This is a genomic window from Streptomyces sp. NPDC002306 (assembly GCF_053593435.1).
The window spans coordinates 264,412-280,651 of the sequence record NZ_JBSFCK010000011.1; the positions used below are offsets into that span (position 1 = coordinate 264,412).

The 16,240-nt window shown below is 70.5% G+C and carries 16 protein-coding genes; 5 read left to right on the plus strand and 11 right to left on the minus strand.

Translation table 11 applies throughout. The annotated features are described in order from the left end of the window. The first annotated feature begins 19 nt into the window (after window positions 1-19). On the plus strand, window positions 20-991 hold the full coding sequence (locus tag ACWCQK_RS23350) for an NAD(P)H-dependent flavin oxidoreductase (protein ID WP_451157780.1): 972 nt from the start codon (window positions 20-22) through the stop codon (window positions 989-991). Between the two features lie 46 nt (window positions 992-1,037). On the opposite strand, the gene ACWCQK_RS23355 is transcribed toward ACWCQK_RS23350, so the two are convergent. From ACWCQK_RS23355 to ACWCQK_RS23385, 7 genes are all read right to left on the minus strand, one after another. Next, a complete protein-coding gene (locus ACWCQK_RS23355; RefSeq protein WP_451157782.1) occupies window positions 1,038-1,661 on the minus strand; it encodes a hypothetical protein in 624 nt (207 codons plus the stop codon). Window positions 1,662-1,961: 300 nt separating this feature from the next. Continuing rightward, complete coding sequence (locus ACWCQK_RS23360) at window positions 1,962-3,137, minus strand: M48 family metallopeptidase (RefSeq protein WP_451157784.1); 1,176 nt, start codon at window positions 3,135-3,137, stop codon at window positions 1,962-1,964. A gap of 179 nt (window positions 3,138-3,316) precedes the next feature. Then, the gene (locus tag ACWCQK_RS23365) at window positions 3,317-4,024 is read right to left on the minus strand and encodes a LuxR C-terminal-related transcriptional regulator (RefSeq protein WP_451157786.1); all 708 of its coding nucleotides are present in this window, start codon (window positions 4,022-4,024) and stop codon (window positions 3,317-3,319) included. A gap of 124 nt (window positions 4,025-4,148) precedes the next feature. Beyond that, window positions 4,149-5,012: a glyoxalase III HchA gene (gene hchA, locus ACWCQK_RS23370; RefSeq protein WP_451157788.1), complete on the minus strand. Its 864-nt coding sequence runs from the start codon at window positions 5,010-5,012 to the stop codon at window positions 4,149-4,151. 233 nt (window positions 5,013-5,245) lie between these two features. Further along, a complete protein-coding gene (locus tag ACWCQK_RS23375) occupies window positions 5,246-6,019 on the minus strand; it encodes a PIG-L deacetylase family protein (RefSeq protein WP_451157790.1) in 774 nt (257 codons plus the stop codon). A 110-nt stretch (window positions 6,020-6,129) separates the two neighbouring features. Beyond that, window positions 6,130-6,627 (minus strand): N-acetyltransferase family protein, encoded by a 498-nt coding sequence (locus ACWCQK_RS23380; RefSeq protein WP_451157792.1) that lies wholly within the window; start codon window positions 6,625-6,627, stop codon window positions 6,130-6,132. A 20-nt stretch (window positions 6,628-6,647) separates the two neighbouring features. Next, window positions 6,648-7,541 carry a phosphorothioated DNA-binding restriction endonuclease gene (locus tag ACWCQK_RS23385; protein WP_451157794.1) on the minus strand — a complete coding sequence of 298 codons (894 nt, stop codon included), beginning with the start codon at window positions 7,539-7,541 and terminating at the stop codon, window positions 6,648-6,650. A gap of 179 nt (window positions 7,542-7,720) precedes the next feature. Between ACWCQK_RS23385 and ACWCQK_RS23390 the strand changes: the two genes are divergently transcribed. Together ACWCQK_RS23390 and ACWCQK_RS23395 are read left to right on the plus strand one after the other, a co-directional pair. After that, window positions 7,721-8,410 (plus strand): alpha/beta hydrolase, encoded by a 690-nt coding sequence (locus ACWCQK_RS23390; protein WP_451157796.1) that lies wholly within the window; start codon window positions 7,721-7,723, stop codon window positions 8,408-8,410. A 204-nt stretch (window positions 8,411-8,614) separates the two neighbouring features. Further along, a complete protein-coding gene (locus ACWCQK_RS23395) occupies window positions 8,615-9,466 on the plus strand; it encodes an alpha/beta hydrolase (protein ID WP_451157798.1) in 852 nt (283 codons plus the stop codon). Window positions 9,467-9,515: 49 nt separating this feature from the next. On the opposite strand, the gene ACWCQK_RS23400 is transcribed toward ACWCQK_RS23395, so the two are convergent. From ACWCQK_RS23400 to ACWCQK_RS23415, 4 genes are all read right to left on the minus strand, one after another. Then, complete coding sequence (locus ACWCQK_RS23400) at window positions 9,516-10,226, minus strand: DUF1275 family protein (protein ID WP_451157800.1); 711 nt, start codon at window positions 10,224-10,226, stop codon at window positions 9,516-9,518. Window positions 10,227-10,396: 170 nt separating this feature from the next. After that, a complete protein-coding gene (locus ACWCQK_RS23405) occupies window positions 10,397-12,100 on the minus strand; it encodes an NAD-dependent malic enzyme (RefSeq protein WP_451157802.1) in 1,704 nt (567 codons plus the stop codon). Between the two features lie 423 nt (window positions 12,101-12,523). Then, window positions 12,524-12,766: a hypothetical protein gene (locus tag ACWCQK_RS23410; protein WP_451157804.1), complete on the minus strand. Its 243-nt coding sequence runs from the start codon at window positions 12,764-12,766 to the stop codon at window positions 12,524-12,526. Further along, complete coding sequence (locus ACWCQK_RS23415) at window positions 12,763-13,011, minus strand: hypothetical protein (protein ID WP_451157806.1); 249 nt, start codon at window positions 13,009-13,011, stop codon at window positions 12,763-12,765. The genes ACWCQK_RS23410 and ACWCQK_RS23415 overlap by 4 nt, the downstream gene beginning before the upstream one ends. Window positions 13,012-13,215: 204 nt before the next feature. Between ACWCQK_RS23415 and ACWCQK_RS23420 the strand changes: the two genes are divergently transcribed. Continuing rightward, on the plus strand, window positions 13,216-15,345 hold the full coding sequence (locus ACWCQK_RS23420) for a zinc ribbon domain-containing protein (RefSeq protein WP_451157808.1): 2,130 nt from the start codon (window positions 13,216-13,218) through the stop codon (window positions 15,343-15,345). Window positions 15,346-15,705: 360 nt separating this feature from the next. Beyond that, window positions 15,706-15,813, plus strand: a complete 108-nt coding sequence (locus tag ACWCQK_RS23425) for a hypothetical protein (RefSeq protein WP_451157841.1) — start codon at window positions 15,706-15,708, stop codon at window positions 15,811-15,813. The last annotated feature ends 427 nt before the right edge of the window (window positions 15,814-16,240 follow it).

Below are 16,240 nucleotides of genomic sequence, written 5' to 3' on the forward strand. Positions count from 1 at the left end.
GCGGGTGATGATGTCTGCCATGGAATGGGCGACGTCGTTCACCCGATTGTTCGGGGTGCGCTATCCGATCGCGCTGGCACCCATGGGGGGTTCGGCCGGCGGCGCGCTGGCCGCGGCCGTCTCGCGCGGCGGCGGGCTGGGAATGCTGGGCGCGGGCGCTGGCGATCCGCGGTGGCTGGCCCGAGAACTGCCGCTTCTCGCGCGGAGCGCGGAGGACGAGGGGAAGCCATGGGGTGTCGGCTTCCTGACCTGGGCGATCGATGCGAACACGGTCGACCGGGTGCTGGAGCACGAGCCGCGGGCGGTGATGCTGTCCTTCGGTGATCCGAGCCCGTTCGCCGCGCGCGTCCGCGCGGCGGGCGCGGCACTGATCATTCAGGTCACCGATCTGGAGGAGGCCCGGCAGGCGGTGGACCTGGGCGCCGATGTCATCGTCGCGCAGGGCACGGAGAGCGGAGGGCACGGTGCCCGCAGCGGGCGGTCCACCCTGCCGTTCGTGCCGGTCGTCGTCGACCTGGCCGCGGGAGTACCCGTGCTGGCGGCGGGCGGGATCGCCGACGGGCGTGGTGTGGCGGCGGTCCTCGCCCTGGGGGCCGCCGGGGCGCTCCTCGGGACCCGCTTCCAGGCCACGTCCGAGGCACTCGTCGATCCCTCGGTCACCAAGGCGATCCTGGCCGGGCGCGCGCAGGACACCGAACGGAGCAGGGTGCTGGACATCGCCCGGAGCTCCCCGTGGCCGTCGCGCTGGACCGCGCGCACCCTCGGCCACCCCTTCCTCGAACAGTGGCGGGGCCGGGAGGCCGAACTCGCCGCCGATCCCCAGGCGCGGCAGGACTATCGCGACGCCGTGGCACGCGGCGACGTCCCCCTGCTGCCGGTGTGGGCCGGCGAGGCCGTCGACCTCATCGACGACCTGCCCTCGGCCGCCGATCTCGTCGGTGTTCTCGCCGAGCAGGCGGAGAGGGCACTGGCCCGGGCCGGCCGGCTGTAGCCGCAGCGCGGGACACCCGCATCGTCCAGGTATCGGTTGCGCGCCGTCACTCGAAGGCCACGACCAGGCGGACGCCGTCGTCACCGAAGCGGCCTGCCAGAGCCTGCATCACCGCGAAGACATGTGACCAGTGCGTGTCGGGGCCAAGGACGGAGCCGACCGTCAACGGCTCGTACACGCAGGTCAGTTCGCCGGTGGTCCACCGCACGCGCCCTGTCGCCGTGTGCAGGTCCTTCGGCGGCTCGCCCACCGTGGAAAAGGCTTCCGACGGAAACGGCTCGGACACGAGGCGCTGATGCAGTACCGAGGGGAGTGATCTCGTGTGCCAGGTGAGGCGGCCGATGAAGTGGTCGGGCGCGGCCGTCGGGTCGAGTGAGGCGACTTCCGCCCAGCTGACCCAACTCGGGCTGTGCAGGTCACCCGCTTCGACCCAGGGAGCCAGCTGCGAGCGCATTCCGCTCGACAGGTCGGCGGGCAGGCCACGGCCTGGTGCGAGCGGTGGGAAGCCCGCGTGGTTGCGTACTCCGAAGAGGCAGCCGAAGGCCGCGTGGTCTATCTCGGCGTACAGCGGCCAGAGATCCATGGCGGCCGTCCACGGCTCGCCGTCGTCGAAGTCGGTGCCGACGCCGGGATGACGAAACTCGATGCCACCATGAATGTCCGTACTCACGGCGCCGCACCTTAGCAGTGCTCTTCGGGCCACTGAGCTGCGGCCTTCATCGACGGGGGCACGAAAGTCCCGCGCAGGCGTGTGGACAGGGCCGCGCGGCCCTGTCCGGCGCCGGTCACCACCCGGTCGCGACCTTCGACCGCATCCGCGCCGTTCTGCGCACCCTCCCCCGGACGCCCCGGCGGACTTCACGGCGGTCGGACCGACGCCTCAGCCGCTCCCACCGAAGCGTCGCTGGTGGGAGCGGCGTGTCTGGTACCACGAGGCGCGGGCGGCGGCCCGTCCGCGATCCGCGGCCGTTCAGCGTGCCAGGGGCACACAATCCTGTATCACCTGGTGCGCCACTGCCCGCTTGGGAAGCAGGAGTTCGGCTTCGATGCGGTCGCGGTCGGGCTCTTCGAGGGTGACCGTGGCGTGGTGGATCGGGGCGCGGGTGAGTCGAGCGATACGCAGGGCGTCGGAGGGGAGGCCGGCGGCGCCGTCGACGGCCACGGGGTTCTCGGGTGCGGAAGTCCGCTCACCGTCCCACTGCGCGCGCAGCGTCCCGGCATGGCGGGCGATCTCGTCCCAGAATTCCTCCTGCGCGGCGGTCACGGAGCGGTTGCCTGTCAACGTCCTTGCCTTGATGGCCAGGCGGTGCGTTTCCCTGGCCACCGCGTCGGACAGGTGCCGGTCCCGCAACGCGGCGACGGCCGCCTCGGTGGAGGCCGTACGGGCGGCGGCGGCGTCCGCCTCGAAGACCGCGCGCCGTGCCGCCGGCTCGGTGAGCCACAGCAGCAGGCGGGCCGCCGCGGCCATGGCCGCCCTCGAGATCCAGAGCACCCACTGTCCCCTCCGGCTGCGGGCGTTGAATCGTCGTGCGCCATACATCACGGCATCCGCGCGCAGGGAGAGAACGGAAGTCTGCGCCGTGATATCGCCGTTGCTTCTGGCGCGCAACGTCCAGGATCCAGCGGTCAGGGAGTTGAGCGCGGTACCGACGAACGCGTCGTCACGCAGGTCGTGGCCGGCCAGGCGGCCCATGGCGTGGGCGATCGCGGCCAGGGGTGGCTGACCGGCGTGGGCGGTCCAGAGCGGGAGACCGAGGACGAGGCATCGCTTGCGGCGTATCCCGTAGTGGGTGACGGTGACGGAGAATTCCGGACTGAGCTGGACCGCGTCGAAGCGTCGTACGCCGGCCTCGTCCGCCATGCGGTCCAACAGCGCGAAGAGTGCCGGTGCGTCCGAGTGCCGCAGGGTGGGCAGGTCGGCGTCCAGCCTGCCGGGGCGTGGGCGAAGCGAGAGGGCAAGTGCCAGCAGCACCACGCCCAACAGTGGCTGTATCACTGTGCGCAGGCCGAGCACGATCAGCAGCGTGCCGCCGATCACCATCGCCGCCGTCGCGAGATGGACCACGCCGGCGACGGCGTACGCGCCGACAGTCGCACACCTGCGCAGTGCAGGGCTTTCGGGTGGAATCCTGCGGTCACTGTCCATGGGTCCCCCATTCTTCGCGCTGGGCGCACGGTGTCGCTCAGGCGTGCGTAGAGCTGACCAGGACGGCAGGGGACCTGCAAGCCGTCTGAGCAACATCTGAGCTGGGCCCCGGATAACCGCGTGCCTCGTCCCCGTAGCGCCTCGGCACAAGGGCGAACCGACCGCGACAGTCGACCGGATCAGGCCGCGGGCCGGATGAGGCCGGACTCGTAGGCGAAGGTCACCGCTTGTACGCGGGCGCGGGCGCCGATCTTGGCGAGGACGTTGCTGACGTGGGACTTGACGGTGGTCGTGGCGATGGACAGCCACTCGGCGATCTCGGCGTTCGACCAGCCGGAGGCGACCGCGATGAGGACGTCACGTTCACGTCCGGTGAGGTGGTCGAGCCCGGTGACTCGACGAGGAGGCCGGGTGGCGCGTTCCTGGCGGACGGTGTCGATGAGCGCGCGCGTCAGAGCGGGAGTGATGACCGCGTCCCCGGAGGCCACGATCCGCAGGGCGGCGGTCAGTTCGGTCGGGGCGACGTCGTCGAGGAGGAACCCGTCGGCTCCGGCGCGCAGGGTGGCGTAGGCGTGGGCCTCTCGGCCGGCCGGCGTCAACACCAGTACGCGCGGAGTGGAGAGCGCCGCTTCTGCGGGTGTGGCCGCGGGGGAGTGAGGGATACGTGGGGCCCGTGCGATGCGCCGGACGGTGTCGAGGGTGTTCGTCCTGGACAGGTGGCCGTCGTCCAGGAGGACGACGTCGGGACGGAGCAGCGCGCTCGCACGGACCGCCTCGCCCCCACCCGCCACTTCCCCGACGACGGTCAGATCGGGCTCGGCGGACAGGAGCATGCGCAGGGCGAGGCGCTGGAGGGAGTGGTCGTGGACGACGAGTACGGAGACCATGCCTGTCTTCTCCATGCTGAGGGGGCGCCGAGGGAGGGGTCGATACGCTGTGTGAACGAAACTGTTTCGTTCACATGGTAGCCGCAGGACTCCGGTGCCGGCGCCCCCTTGTGCACCGCGCGTCCTATCCGCGAACGGGCTGGACCGCCTCGACGAGCGCGTCGGCCGCCAGCAGGCCGAGATTGTTGGAGGCCAAGGGGCTGTCGCCCGTCAGGAGCTTGCGGTCCCGGTGCGTCCTGCCGGTCATGTCGTCGTTGACGACGTTCAACCCCTGCTCTGCCAACAGGCCGGCGACGAGCCATGGCAGGCGGCCGGGGAGATAGCCGATCTCCAGGTTGGGTCCTTCGTCGAGCGAGTCGGGGAAGACGCAGACCGAGTACCCCTTGAACGGCGACTCCTCCTTGCCCAGCGAGGCGGCGAGCAGCGAGGCCGGGCCGTGGCACAAGGTGATGACGAACTTGTCGTTCGACAGGGCCCAGTCGAGCGTCTCACTGACAGCCTGACTGGTGGGCAGCCCTACGACCGCCCCGTGTCCGCCGGGGATGAAGACGGCGATGTACTCCGAGTCGTCCCCCAGGCGGTTGGCGACGACATCGGCGAGATCCATGGGATTCTTCAGCTTCGGCCTGATGGCGGCGAAGGTCGCCTGGACCGCCTCGTCCTCTTCCGGCATGGCCCACATCTCGAGCTTCGCCGGGTAGCCCCCCACGGTGGCGACATCGACGTCGAAGCCCGCTTCCATCAGGTGGTGCAGGGGGAGCAGCATCTCCACCGGATGGTTTCCGGTGGAGAACATGGTGCCGTTCTCCACCAGGACGTAGCGCTCCGCGGCCGCGATCATGAGCACCTTCCACCTTCCCCCGGTGTAGGCGCCCTTGTGCCGCACCCCGCCGAAGTCGGTCCTCGGGGAGGTGTACCGACTCAGCGAATACGGCGACGGGAAGAACGCGTTGTCCTCGGCCGGATCCGGCGTGGGATCCCTGCTCAAACCTTCTGCGGCAGATGCCATGCCGACGACCTGCTTTCGTCACCGACGGAAAGTCCCGGACTCTCGGTAGTGGTCATGAGCCGGGTGCGCCGACGGGAAGAGGGCGCGGCAGGCGACCACTTTGAGATGATTTATGACGATGCTATCGCCACTGACCCGGCCCGGCAGGTCGAGCCAGGGGCGGCTCCCTTCCTCCGCCGCGGCGCCGAAGAGGACACCGGATCGCGAGATCGTCACCGCGGCCCACGCGGCGGCGTGACTCCGGGGTCGAGGTGGGTGAAGTACTCGGTCGAGATGACCCGGTTCCTTCGATCGGCCGGCAGGCGGGAGAGGATGCCGGGCAAGGACCGCTCCCGGGCCACTTCGCTGCGGTGGGCCAGGACGGCGTCCCACTTCCGCTGGATCCAGGCACTCACGTCGACCGTCGCGGTGACGAACTCGTCCGGCACACTCAGCACCTGCTTGCCGACCCGGGTCAGCAGAGGAGCCAGCTCTCCGACGCCTGAACGCGGATGCGTGGCCAGATGCAGAGCCGTCGACCGCCAGGGTTCGCCCGCATCCGGATAAAGGTGTTCGAGTCCCGCGGCGTGCACAGCGATCATCGTCGCCTGGTGGGTACGGACGTGATCGGGGTGGCCCGTCAGCTGGCCGTACGCGTCATGCGTGACGACGATCTCCGGTCTGACCTCGCGGATGTGCCGGACGAGCAGGCCCACGACCTCGTCGAACGGCGCGTCGCACAACCGTGGCCGGCCGGGGGCCGACTCGGGGATACGGGCGTCGGCGAACCCGAGCATCCGCGGCCGCCCGGCCCCCAGGACCGCCAGGGCGTCGGCCAGTTCGGCGGCCCGATGAGTGTCCGGGCCCCAGGTGGCGGTGACGACGGCGGTCCGCGCGCCCGCGGCCGCGTGCCGCGCGAGGACGCCGCCGGCCAGAAGGGATTCGTCGTCCGGGTGGGCGAACACGCCGAGCAGGCACGGCTGGAGCGAGGGGCGGGATGCGATCACGGCGGCTTCGCCTTCCTGTCGGGGGTCACGCGTGGTCACTCGCCACGCGTTCACCTGTGGTTACTCGCGTCGCGGTTGCTCATGGTCACTCACGTCGCGGTCACTCGTGGTCAACAGGATCGCTGGTATTCCACCTGGTCCACGGGGTTGCCGTCGCCGTAGTCGTACGCGCGGGTGGCGCCGGACTCGGTGAAGCCGCACTTGGTGTAGAAGCGGCGGGACCGCGGGGTGTCGCGCAGCGTCCACAGGTGTACCTGCGTGAACCCGTCGCCGCGAAGCCGCCGCAGTGACGCGGTCATCAGCGCGGCGGCGACGCCGCTGCCCCAGCCGTCCGGATGGCAGTAGAAGCTGAAGATCTCCGCCGACCCCGCTCCGGCCGGTGACGGGCGCAGGAGGCACAGGGCCAAGGGACGGCCGTCCCGTACGGCGAGCAGAATCGTGCCCGTGCCCCCCGCGATCCGCTCGTGCCACCTCGTGCGCCTGCTCTCGACGGCACGCGCGGCGAACTCCGCCGAGAAGAAGGGGGCGTGGGACGCCTCCCAGGACGCGGAGTGGATCTCGCCCAGCGCGTCACCGTCCGCCGGCCGGGCACGACGCACCTCGATCATCCGCTGCCCCCGCGACCTGCTCAGCCGGCCTCGGCGGGGCGTGGAACGCCGTGGAACACCTGGGCGGTGTGCCACAGGCGGTGCGCGGTGGCGACGGGTCGGCTGCCGGGTTGCGGACCTGTGAGCGGACGGCCCGCGAGCGCGATGACATGCTCACGGGCGGCGGCGCTGCGGCCGACGAAGCGCTGCGAGACCAGGATGCGGTGGCCGTCGCCGACACCGAGGACGCCCTTGTCGAAGAGTTTGTGGTGCAGTGAGCACAGGCACAGGCCGTTGTCGACGTCGTCCGGGCCGGCGAAGGCCCACCAGCGCACGTGCGCGGCCTCCAGCCCGACCGGCATGGCGCCGATCCTGCCGTCGTACCCGCAGAAGGCACACTGGTACTCGTAGGCCGTCAGCACCAGTTCACGCATCCGCCGGTCCCGCTGCCGTCGTGCCGCCGGAATCCCTACGCTCTCCGCGGGCTCCGGTCCCAGACCGACGGCCTCGCACAACTCGCCGTGCAGCGAGGGCGGGAAGTGCAGGTCGAGCAGTACGCGCGCGATCCGCCCGAGCAACCGGGGGTCGCGCCCCAGCGCACGGCGCAGTTCGGGAGCGAGCCGTCCGGCGGCGCCCGCCTCCCGGAGCTCGCGCAGGCCCGTTCCGGGGCTGCCGGGCCCGCGGTCGGTGCGCACCTCCCAGACACCGTCGTTGACCAGATGGTGGAACGGGTAGGCCGGAGTCGTCTTGTTCGGGGGGCCGTACTCGGTCAGCAGCCGCTGGAGGTCCGCCTCCACGGCGCTGTAGCGCAGCTCGCCCTCGGCGTCCTCCTGGAACCTGCCGAGTGCGTAGAGGAACAGCAGTGGCTTGTGGGGAGCGCGCGTCCCGTTCCGGGCCCACTGCCTCAGCTTCGCCGTGCGCTCGAGCCAGTCCATGGCCGCTGATCCTAATGGCGCACACCGAAACCATGACAGGCGGGACAGGGGAGCAGGGGCGGGGGAATGGGGCGGTGACGACCCGGTACGCCGGTGGCAGCGGAGCGGTGGCGGTGGGCCGGTGGCCCGCCTAGCGTGGCCGAGGGGCCGGGCTCCGCTGAGAGAGAGGGTGCGACCTCATGTCCGACAAGCCTTCCATCGTGCTGGTCCACGGTTTCTGGGGCGGCGCCGCGCACTGGGCCAAGGTGACCACCGAGCTCCACGGACGCGGATTCGGCTCGCTGCACGCGGTGGAGAACCCGCTGACCTCCCTGGCCGAGGACGCCGAACGCACCCGCAAGATGGTGCGGCAGATCGACGGCCCCGTACTGCTGGTCGGGCACTCCTACGGCGGCGCCGTCATCACCGAGGCCGGGGACCTGCCGAACGTGTCCGGGCTGGTCTACGTCGCCGCCTTCGCCCCGGACGCGGGAGAGAGCGCCGGGCAGATCAGCCAGGAGGCGCCGCCGGCCGCGTTCGAGAACATCGTCGCGGACTCCGACGGCTACCTGTGGATCAAGCAGGACAAGTTCCACGAGAGCTTCGCCCAGGACCTGTCGCCGGAGGAGGCGCTCGTCATGGCGGTGACCCAGAAGGCCCCGCTGGGGTCGACGTTCGGTGACGACGTCACGGCGCCGGCCTGGCGGGTGAAGCCGTCCTGGTACCAGGTCTCCACGGGCGACCGCATGATCCACCCGGACAACGAACGCCGCATGGCCCAGCGCATGAACGCCCGCAAGGTCATCGAACTGGACACCGGCCACGCGTCGTTGGCGTCCCGTCCCGGCCCGGTCACCGACCTGATCGAAGAAGCCGCCAACTCCCTGTAGAGCGCCGCGTGGGGAAGGCGGAGCGGACGGGCCCTGGCCGGCCCAGCACGGCGCCAGGGCTCGTCAGGCCGATGCGACGACCAGGCATTAGTGTGAATGGGTGAGCCGGGGCGTGTCGACGGTGCCCGCGCGGTGCCCTTTCACAGGGTGCGCCGCTCCAGCCGTACGCAGTGCGCGTCCCCCAGCGGAGCGAGGAGACCTCATATGAAGGCATCCACCACGCGGCGGCGGTTCATCCCGATAGCGGCGGTGCTGGCGGCCACGGCGACCGTCGCGACCCTGTCCGCGGCGTCCCCACCCGACGGCACCACGACGGCCGGGTCGGTGGCCCGGCAGAACACGAAGCCCACGGTGGTGCTGGTGCACGGAGCCTGGGCGGATGCGTCGAGCTGGAACGGCGAGGTCAAGATCCTGCAGAAAGCGGGCTACACCGTCCGCGCCATCGGGAACCCGCTGCAGGACCTGACGACCGACGCGCAGACCGTCAAGGACTTCCTCAAGAGCATCCGTGGGCCGATCGTGCTGGTGGGGCACTCCTACGGCGGTTCCGTGATCACGAACGCCGCGGACGGGGTGAGCAACGTCAAGGCGCTCGTGTACGTCGACGCGGCCGCGCCGGCGGTGGGCGAGACGACCGCACAGCTCAGCGGCCCGACGTCCGTCCTGGGCGGATCGCCGTCCAAGCTGTACGACGCCGTGCCGTACGCGAACGCCCCTGCCAAGGCGTCCGCCCTGTACCTGAAGAAGGACGTCTTCGTCACGAAGTTCGCCAGCAGTGTGCCGCGCGAGCAGGCGATCAACCTGTGGGCGACGCAGCGGGCGGCGACCACGGTGGCCTTCAACACCCCCTCCAAGGCGGCCGCGTGGAAGAAGATCCCGTCCTGGTACTTCATCAGCAGCGGGGACCAGATCATCACGCCGGAGTCGGAGAAGAAGATGGCGAAGCGGGCGGGGTCGAAGGTGACCGTCTTTCCCGGCGGTTCGCATCTGACCCTGGTCTCCAACCCCGGTGCCGTGAGCAAGGTCATCGAGTCGGCGATCGCGTCGGTGAGGTGACGTGAGGTGACGCGGGTGAGGTGACGTGAGGTGACGGGTGCCCACCGGTTCAGCGGTGGGCACCCGGTCGCGGAACCGGTCGCGGAACCCGGCCCATCGGGAAGACCAGGGCGGCCGCGGCCGTCGCGACGACCGCGACGGCCGGGCCGAGCCGCAGGTCGAGGTACAGGGCTCCCGACGTCGTCAGCGCCCCCAGCACCAGCATGGCGACCAGCCCCGCGCGAAAGGACGCGTGTGCCGCGCTGCCGTCGGCCGCGTCCTGGGCGATGCTGGTCAACGTGCCGGTGACGAAGGTCGTGGTCACCCCGGAGGCGGGCTCGTAGCGTCTGGCGGCCGCCGTCTGGGCGCCCATCGCCGCCGCTGACGCCGCGAGCATCACCAGCCGAAGCGCGCTGCCGGGGTGCGGACTTGCGCAGACCATGACCAGCAGGGCGATGTCGAGGGCGACCACGGCCCACAACACGCCGCCGATTCCACGCCAGTTCGGGACGGGCCCCTTGGGTGCGACCCGGGAGGCCGTGTACACGGCGAGCAGAAACGCCCCCAGAGCCGTGGCCGCCCCCGAGAGGAGTGCGCCGTACGCCGGCTGGGCGGTGAGTCCGGCCATGACGAGGCTTCCGGTCATGTTCGCGGTGAACACACCGCCGAGCTGAGAGAAGGCGAACGCGTCACCGGCACCGGCCGCGTAGGACATCAGCGCGGACACCATGACCAGGCGCCCTCGGCCGGGGCTCGCGGACGCGCAGGGCACGAGCGTCACGCGCACGGCCTTCGCCGGCCGCGGGCCACGGAGCCCCCCTGCGGTGACCGTGCGGACAACGACGCCTCCCTCGAAAGAAGATATGCGTCCATGTACGCATGGTTCTTCCCGGCGTCCCCGCGCAGGCGCGGCCGTACGGGTGAGGGGGCCCGGCGCCGGCTCGGTGGGGGTCAGACCGCGGTGACGGGACGGTAGACCGGTTCCCACATGGCCTGCCGTACGCGCTCGTCGATCGTGTCGTCCACCGGTTCCCTGGCCACCCCGTCCGCGGCCGCGGCCCGGGCGACGGCCACGGCGACGGCCGCGGACGTGCGCCGCAGGTCGTCGGTGAGCGGCAGGAGGGGCTCGCCCGGCGTCCTGGGATCGGCCTGCCCGGCGACGGCATGCGCCGCGGCGACGAGCATGGCGTCGGTGACGCGGGTGGCCCGGGCCACGACGGCGCCGAGGCCCAGTCCGGGGAAGACCAGGGCGTTGTTCGCCTGCCCGATCCGGTAGGTGACCCCGTCCCGGGTGACGGGATCGAACGGACTGCCAGTGGCGATGAGCGCACGGCCGTCGGTCCACTCCAGGAGGTCCGCCGGGACTGCCTCGGACAGACGGGTCGGGTTGGACATCGGCAGGATGATGGGGCGCTCGACATGCGCCGCCATCTCGCGGACGACCGCCTCGTCAAAGGCGCCGCCCCGGCCGGACGTGCCGATCAGGACGGTGGGCCGGACCCGCCGGACCACCTCCGCCAACGGGATGCCGCCCACTTCCGCGTCCTGCCGCCAGTCGGCGACCTCTTCGGCCGGGCGGGCGTACGGCACCTGGAAGTCCCGGACTCCGTCCTGGCCCTCGGTGATCAGCCCGTAGCGGTCCACGGCCCAGAAACGCCGTACGGCCTCCTCGGGCGACAAGCCGTCGGCGGCCATGGCGTCACGGAGCTGGTCGGCGATGCCGATCCCCGCCGTGCCCGCGCCGAACACCACCACACGATGGTCGCGCAGCGCAGACCCGCTGGTCCGTACCCCGGACAGCACGGCGGCGAGGTTGACCGCACCGGTGCCCTGGACGTCGTCGTTGAAGACGAACTGCCGGTGGCGCCAGCGGTCGAGGATCCGGCGCGCGTTGGAGGTGCCGAAGTCCTCGAAGTGCAGCATGGCGTCGGGGAAGAGCTCCGCCGCGGTCGTGACGAAGGAGTCGACGAAGACGTCGTAGGTCGCCGTGTCGACACGCGGGTGGCGGTTGCCGAGGTACAGCGGATCGGCTAGGAGCCGCTCCCGGTCGGTGCCGACGTCGAGTACGACGGCGAGCACCCGGTTGGGGTCGATGCCCGCGGCTGCGGTGTACACCGCGAGCTTGCCCACCGAGATGTCGATGCCGCCGACTCCCCAGTCACCGATCCCGAGGATGGCCTCCCCGTCGGTCGCCACGATGAGGTCGACGTCGGATGCGGTCTTCTGGGAGGTGCGCAGCGCGCGTTCCATGTCCTGGGGCGCGTCGACCGAGAGGTAGATGCCGCGCGGCCGCCGGAACTCGTTGCTGTACCGCTCGATCGCGGTGCCGATGGTCGGGGTGTAGACGATCGGCAGCATCTCGGAGATGTGGTCGCCGACGAGCCGGTAGAACAGGACCTCGTTGCGGTCGTGCAGCGCGGTCAGGTAGACGTTCTTGGCCAGGTCGCTGGGCTGGGCCGTGTACTGGCCGTAGGCACGGTCGGCCTGCTGGTCCAGGGTGAGGACCCGCGGCGGGATCACGCCGACGAGGTCCAGCTCCTCCCGCTCGCCGATGCCGAAGGCCGTTCCCCGGTTGAGGCGGGGATCGGCCAGTACGGCCCGGCCGCGCGCGGTCGTCTCGTATCGGTTGAGCTGCGCGTTCCACCGCGTGGTCATCTCGCTCCCCGGTCGGCGAAAAACGGGAGGTCCCGGCCCGGCGAGGACTTCGCCCCGTCCGCAGCCGGTGGATGCCGTTGAGCCGGAACGGGCCGCGGGACACCGGAAACGGGAGGGCGGAGACCGTCCCGCCGCTCTTCCAGACTGCACCGGGCCCGCACCCGCGTCCAACGCAGACGCCGCGGGTGCCGCGTGCGTTGACAGTCGGGCCGGACTCGGGGCGGGCCCGGGTGGGAGCTTTCCCGCAATGGGGTCTGAGGTATGCCAGGGGTGTCGCGGGTGGTGGAGCTTCCGAATCTCAAGCTTGATGTTGTGGTGTGCGGCGACGCCTGCGACGGCATGGTCGATCCCGCCATTTTGGCATTCGCATTGGCGGAGGATCTGGTAGTTCTTCAGCCGAGCGAGGGTGTGCTCGGCGACAGCTCAGCGTTTGTGGAACCGTGGGTGGTTGCGATCTTTGATGATCCGACCGGCTGGTCCGCGTCGTGGTGTGCGGATCTGACTGCTTCTGCGGTAGCTGTCGTCACCGGACGCCCGCGGATGGTTGGGGAGGGTATTGCTGAGGGTTTCGCGGAAGACGATGATGTTGTTGCGGTTGTCGGACCGGGCTTCGCCGACGGCGACGACCATGCGGTCGCGGGTCTTCCACGCGACCTGCACGCTCACACCGGTTCCCGGCGGTTGGTGGGTGGAGGACTCAGGAGTTCGGCGAGTGGTCCGGCGAGCCGGTCGACGGCGCGGTGGACGGCCGGGTCGGAGATGCCGGACAGGGACCCGAGTTCCTGCATGGTGAGGTTGGTCCGGTAGGTGAGCTCCAGCAGGAGAACCCGGTCGGGGAACGGCCGGGCCCACGGTCGGCCGCGCGCTGCGTCCGGCGCCTTCTCCCCAAGCTGTTCAGCGAGCCGGTGCATCTGCGGCTCAGTCAGCCCGGTCCGGGCCCGAAGGCCAACTGGGGCGCAAGGAGCGAGACGCAGATGCATGACCCGGCCAACCCGATATCTCTCAGCGGCCGTTGTCAGTGACGGTGGTTACTCTGCATGTGATTGCAGATCCGGCTGTCGGTCGGACAGCTCTGGATGTGTCCGGCGCGTCTAGTAAGGGGAGGGGGAAAGTCTATGAGCGCGAGCCTGTTTGCTGCGGCACCGGCCCGGCGGTTCCGCGGGAAGAACAGGGGCGAGCGCTGGAAGCGGGGCGAAGACACCGAGTTGGCGGTCATTCGCCTGCCGTTGGTCGTCCACTGCCTTGAGGACGTGTCGCGGCTCGAGAACCTGTACTGCGCGATGTGGTCGGTGAAACGGGCGCTGCAGCGTGACGCGCGTGCCGCGGTCGACGCGTACTGGGCCGGCGAAGTGCGCCGGGAGACGGATGCGAAGGCGTGGCGTCAGGTGCTAGGTCTGTCGCGGGAGGGGATGGGACGCCGCGGTTACCGGCACATGGACAGGGCCCAGCATCTTGGCCATCACGTCACCAAAGCACTTGTGATGCATCAGGCCGCCGAAGTGTGGGAAAGCCTTGCCCGGCATCTGTTCCAGGACGTGTCCGGTCGCAGGTCTGGCCGGCCGAAGGCCGGCACCTGGTGGGACTACACACGGATACCCGGACGTGCCCGGTCACACACGACGGTCCGTAAGTGGGAGACGTTTCGGCTGCACGGCACCCTCGCTGGGCACCTCGCCGCCTACCAGCACCGGGATCTCGGCCCCGAGGCGCTGACGCCGGAGCAGGCGGCCGTGCTGCCGTCGGGGACGCAGGTTCTTGAGCAGCCTCGGCGGCTGCCGGCTCCGATCCGGCCGTCGGGTCGTGTGCCGACCGATGAGTTTACGGCGAACGGTACGCCGAGGACCCGGGCCGCGACGTGGTGGGACCACATCGGCCCTCTTGCCATAGTGTTCGCCGGCGGTGCCGGCTCGCAGCGCGGCGACCTGGTCCTCCCGGTCCGACTGCCGTCCGGTGCTGGACGCTGGCCGCGCCTGGTGCACTTCCTGAACAACCCGGACACGTGGCACAAGGTCGATCTAGTCCGCCGCCGCGACACGTCCGCGCCGGGCGGGTGGGCGTACGAGGCGCATCTGATGGTGCTCGCCGGCGGCTACGCATCCCCGGCAACCCGCTCCCGCCGTAACGCTGCGGCCCAGCTGGGCCGGGTCGGGGGCATCGACGTCAACGTTTCCAACCTGTCCGTCGTCTCCTTCCCGGAAAGCCTTGACCCCGCCGACGGCGCAATAGAGACCGGTCGGGTTGAGCTCACCGACACGGAACGCGCCGCGCTGGAGAAAGACCGCCGGAAGGAGCAGGGCCGTAGACGCGCTCTCGACCGGTCTCGCCGGGCAGCCAACCCGGCCCAGTACGGGCCGTCGAAACGGCAGCAGGCCCGCAACGAGCGCCGTTCAGGAGCCGGCCTGCCTGCGCGCACCGTCCAGGTCCGCGGCGGGGCCCGGGCCGCGAACAGGGCCGGTGTGCCTCATCAGGCGTACCGGCGCGATGACCTGTCGGCGGGCTACCGCCTCAACCGGGCCAAGCTCGCCGAAGCCGCTGCGACTGCGGCCGCGGCGAAAGACCATCGCGCACGGCGCATCGCCGGACAGATCGTCGCCGACCACGGTGCCCGCCTCACCGTCGAGGACTGCGACGTCCGCACCTGGTACCGCCTGTGGGGCAAGACCCTCCAGACCACCACCCCCGGTCGCCTCATCACCGCGATCAGCCGCGAATGCGAGAAGACCGGCGGACGCCTGCTGCGCGCGTCGACGTTCACCACGAAACTGTCCCAAACTTGCCTGTGCGGCACCGATGTCAACAAGACGCTCGCCGAACGCATTCACCGCTGCGGCGTGTGCGGTCTCGTCGCCGACCGGGACCTGGTCTCCGCTGCCCTCGCCGCACACGTCCGCCTCATCGACCTGGCCGACCCCGGCACCGCGGGCCTGGACAAAGTCCAGGCCCGCACCACACAGACACTTTTCTCAGAAGGGCTGCAAGAAGCCCTGTCGAGTCAACCGCAGCGCGGTGCCATCCCCACCCGGGGCCGCACCCACACGGCAGCCCGCCACCCGGGAACCCTCGGCCGGCGGGCCTCTGCTCGGCAAAACACCACCGACCAGTACCGGCCCACCCCGAATGAGACCCGACCCGCACCCCGGCGGCACAAGGCCCACGTCGGAACAGCCGCCCCAATAGGGAACACCCCGCCCACAGGCGGCACACCCGAACAGGAACCGGACGGATGGCATCCCACCACGGGATGACTCTTAGAGTTGCACGCTGTACGCCGCGCCGCCCGCCTCGTAGGGCAATCGCTGGCGGGACATGGTTTGGTTTGGCGTCGAGGGAGGCGGTTCATGGGCAGTGCGTTTCAGGAGCGCAAGCTCAAGGGGATGTTCACCGCGTTCGACGCGGACAGTGACGGCTATCTGCGCGAGGAGGACTTCAGGGCGCTCGTCGCCCGCTGGAGCTGACTGCCTGGAGTGGGTCCCGGGAAGGATCTGCGGGCGCGGGCCGAGGCACTGCTGATGGGCTGGTGGGCGGCGCTGCTCGAAGTCGGGGACGCAGGCGGTGACGGAGCAGTCGACATGAGCGAGTTCGCGCTCGTCGACGAGTTGCCCGCCATGACCGCGGACGTCACCACGACCGCCGAGACCGTCTTCGACGCGTCGGACACCAACGGCGACGGCCGTATTTCCCCGGAGAAATTCCGCAGCGGGAGACCTGCGTGATGTGGAGAGTGGTGTACGGCGGGTTCGGGAAGCTCTGCGCGGGCGCGCCCTGGACCCGCGAGGAGGCCATGTTCCAGTAGCCGTTGAACCAGCTGCCGATGACACTGTCCCGGGTGTACCACTGTTGCTGCAGGGGTTGTCGAGGCGGGTCGGGGACATCGCCGTCGACCACCGCGAGTGCCTACTCGCCGCAGTACGCCAGCCTGAATGGGCAGGGTCACCGACGTCCCCGACGGGACTGTCCGACCAGGCCGACACCTCAGCCCGCCGCCATGCGAAGCGACTGTTCGAGGTGGTGCATGCGCTGACCGACACTGGTCTTTCACTCCGTGCCAGGTCGTCCGCGAGCTGCAGACACTCCTCGCCCTCTGGACCGGCGCCTGCCCCACCTGCCACCGCAACATACCCACACCCATACGAACCTGAC

Coding starts and splice junctions, on each gene's coding strand:
- ACWCQK_RS23425 (WP_451157841.1), top strand. CDS start 15,706: ATGACCGCGGACGTCACCACGACCGCCGAGACCGTCTTCGACGCGTCG.
- ACWCQK_RS23405 (WP_451157802.1), bottom strand. CDS start 12,100: ATGACCACGCGGTGGAACGCGCAGCTCAACCGATACGAGACGACCGCG.
- ACWCQK_RS23360 (WP_451157784.1), bottom strand. CDS start 3,137: ATGGACAGTGACCGCAGGATTCCACCCGAAAGCCCTGCACTGCGCAGG.
- ACWCQK_RS23385 (WP_451157794.1), bottom strand. CDS start 7,541: ATGGACTGGCTCGAGCGCACGGCGAAGCTGAGGCAGTGGGCCCGGAAC.
- ACWCQK_RS23415 (WP_451157806.1), bottom strand. CDS start 13,011: ATGCACCGGCTCGCTGAACAGCTTGGGGAGAAGGCGCCGGACGCAGCG.
- ACWCQK_RS23350 (WP_451157780.1), top strand. CDS start 20: ATGGAATGGGCGACGTCGTTCACCCGATTGTTCGGGGTGCGCTATCCG.
- ACWCQK_RS23380 (WP_451157792.1), bottom strand. CDS start 6,627: ATGATCGAGGTGCGTCGTGCCCGGCCGGCGGACGGTGACGCGCTGGGC.
- ACWCQK_RS23365 (WP_451157786.1), bottom strand. CDS start 4,024: ATGGTCTCCGTACTCGTCGTCCACGACCACTCCCTCCAGCGCCTCGCC.
- ACWCQK_RS23395 (WP_451157798.1), top strand. CDS start 8,615: ATGAAGGCATCCACCACGCGGCGGCGGTTCATCCCGATAGCGGCGGTG.
- ACWCQK_RS23390 (WP_451157796.1), top strand. CDS start 7,721: ATGTCCGACAAGCCTTCCATCGTGCTGGTCCACGGTTTCTGGGGCGGC.
- ACWCQK_RS23420 (WP_451157808.1), top strand. CDS start 13,216: ATGAGCGCGAGCCTGTTTGCTGCGGCACCGGCCCGGCGGTTCCGCGGG.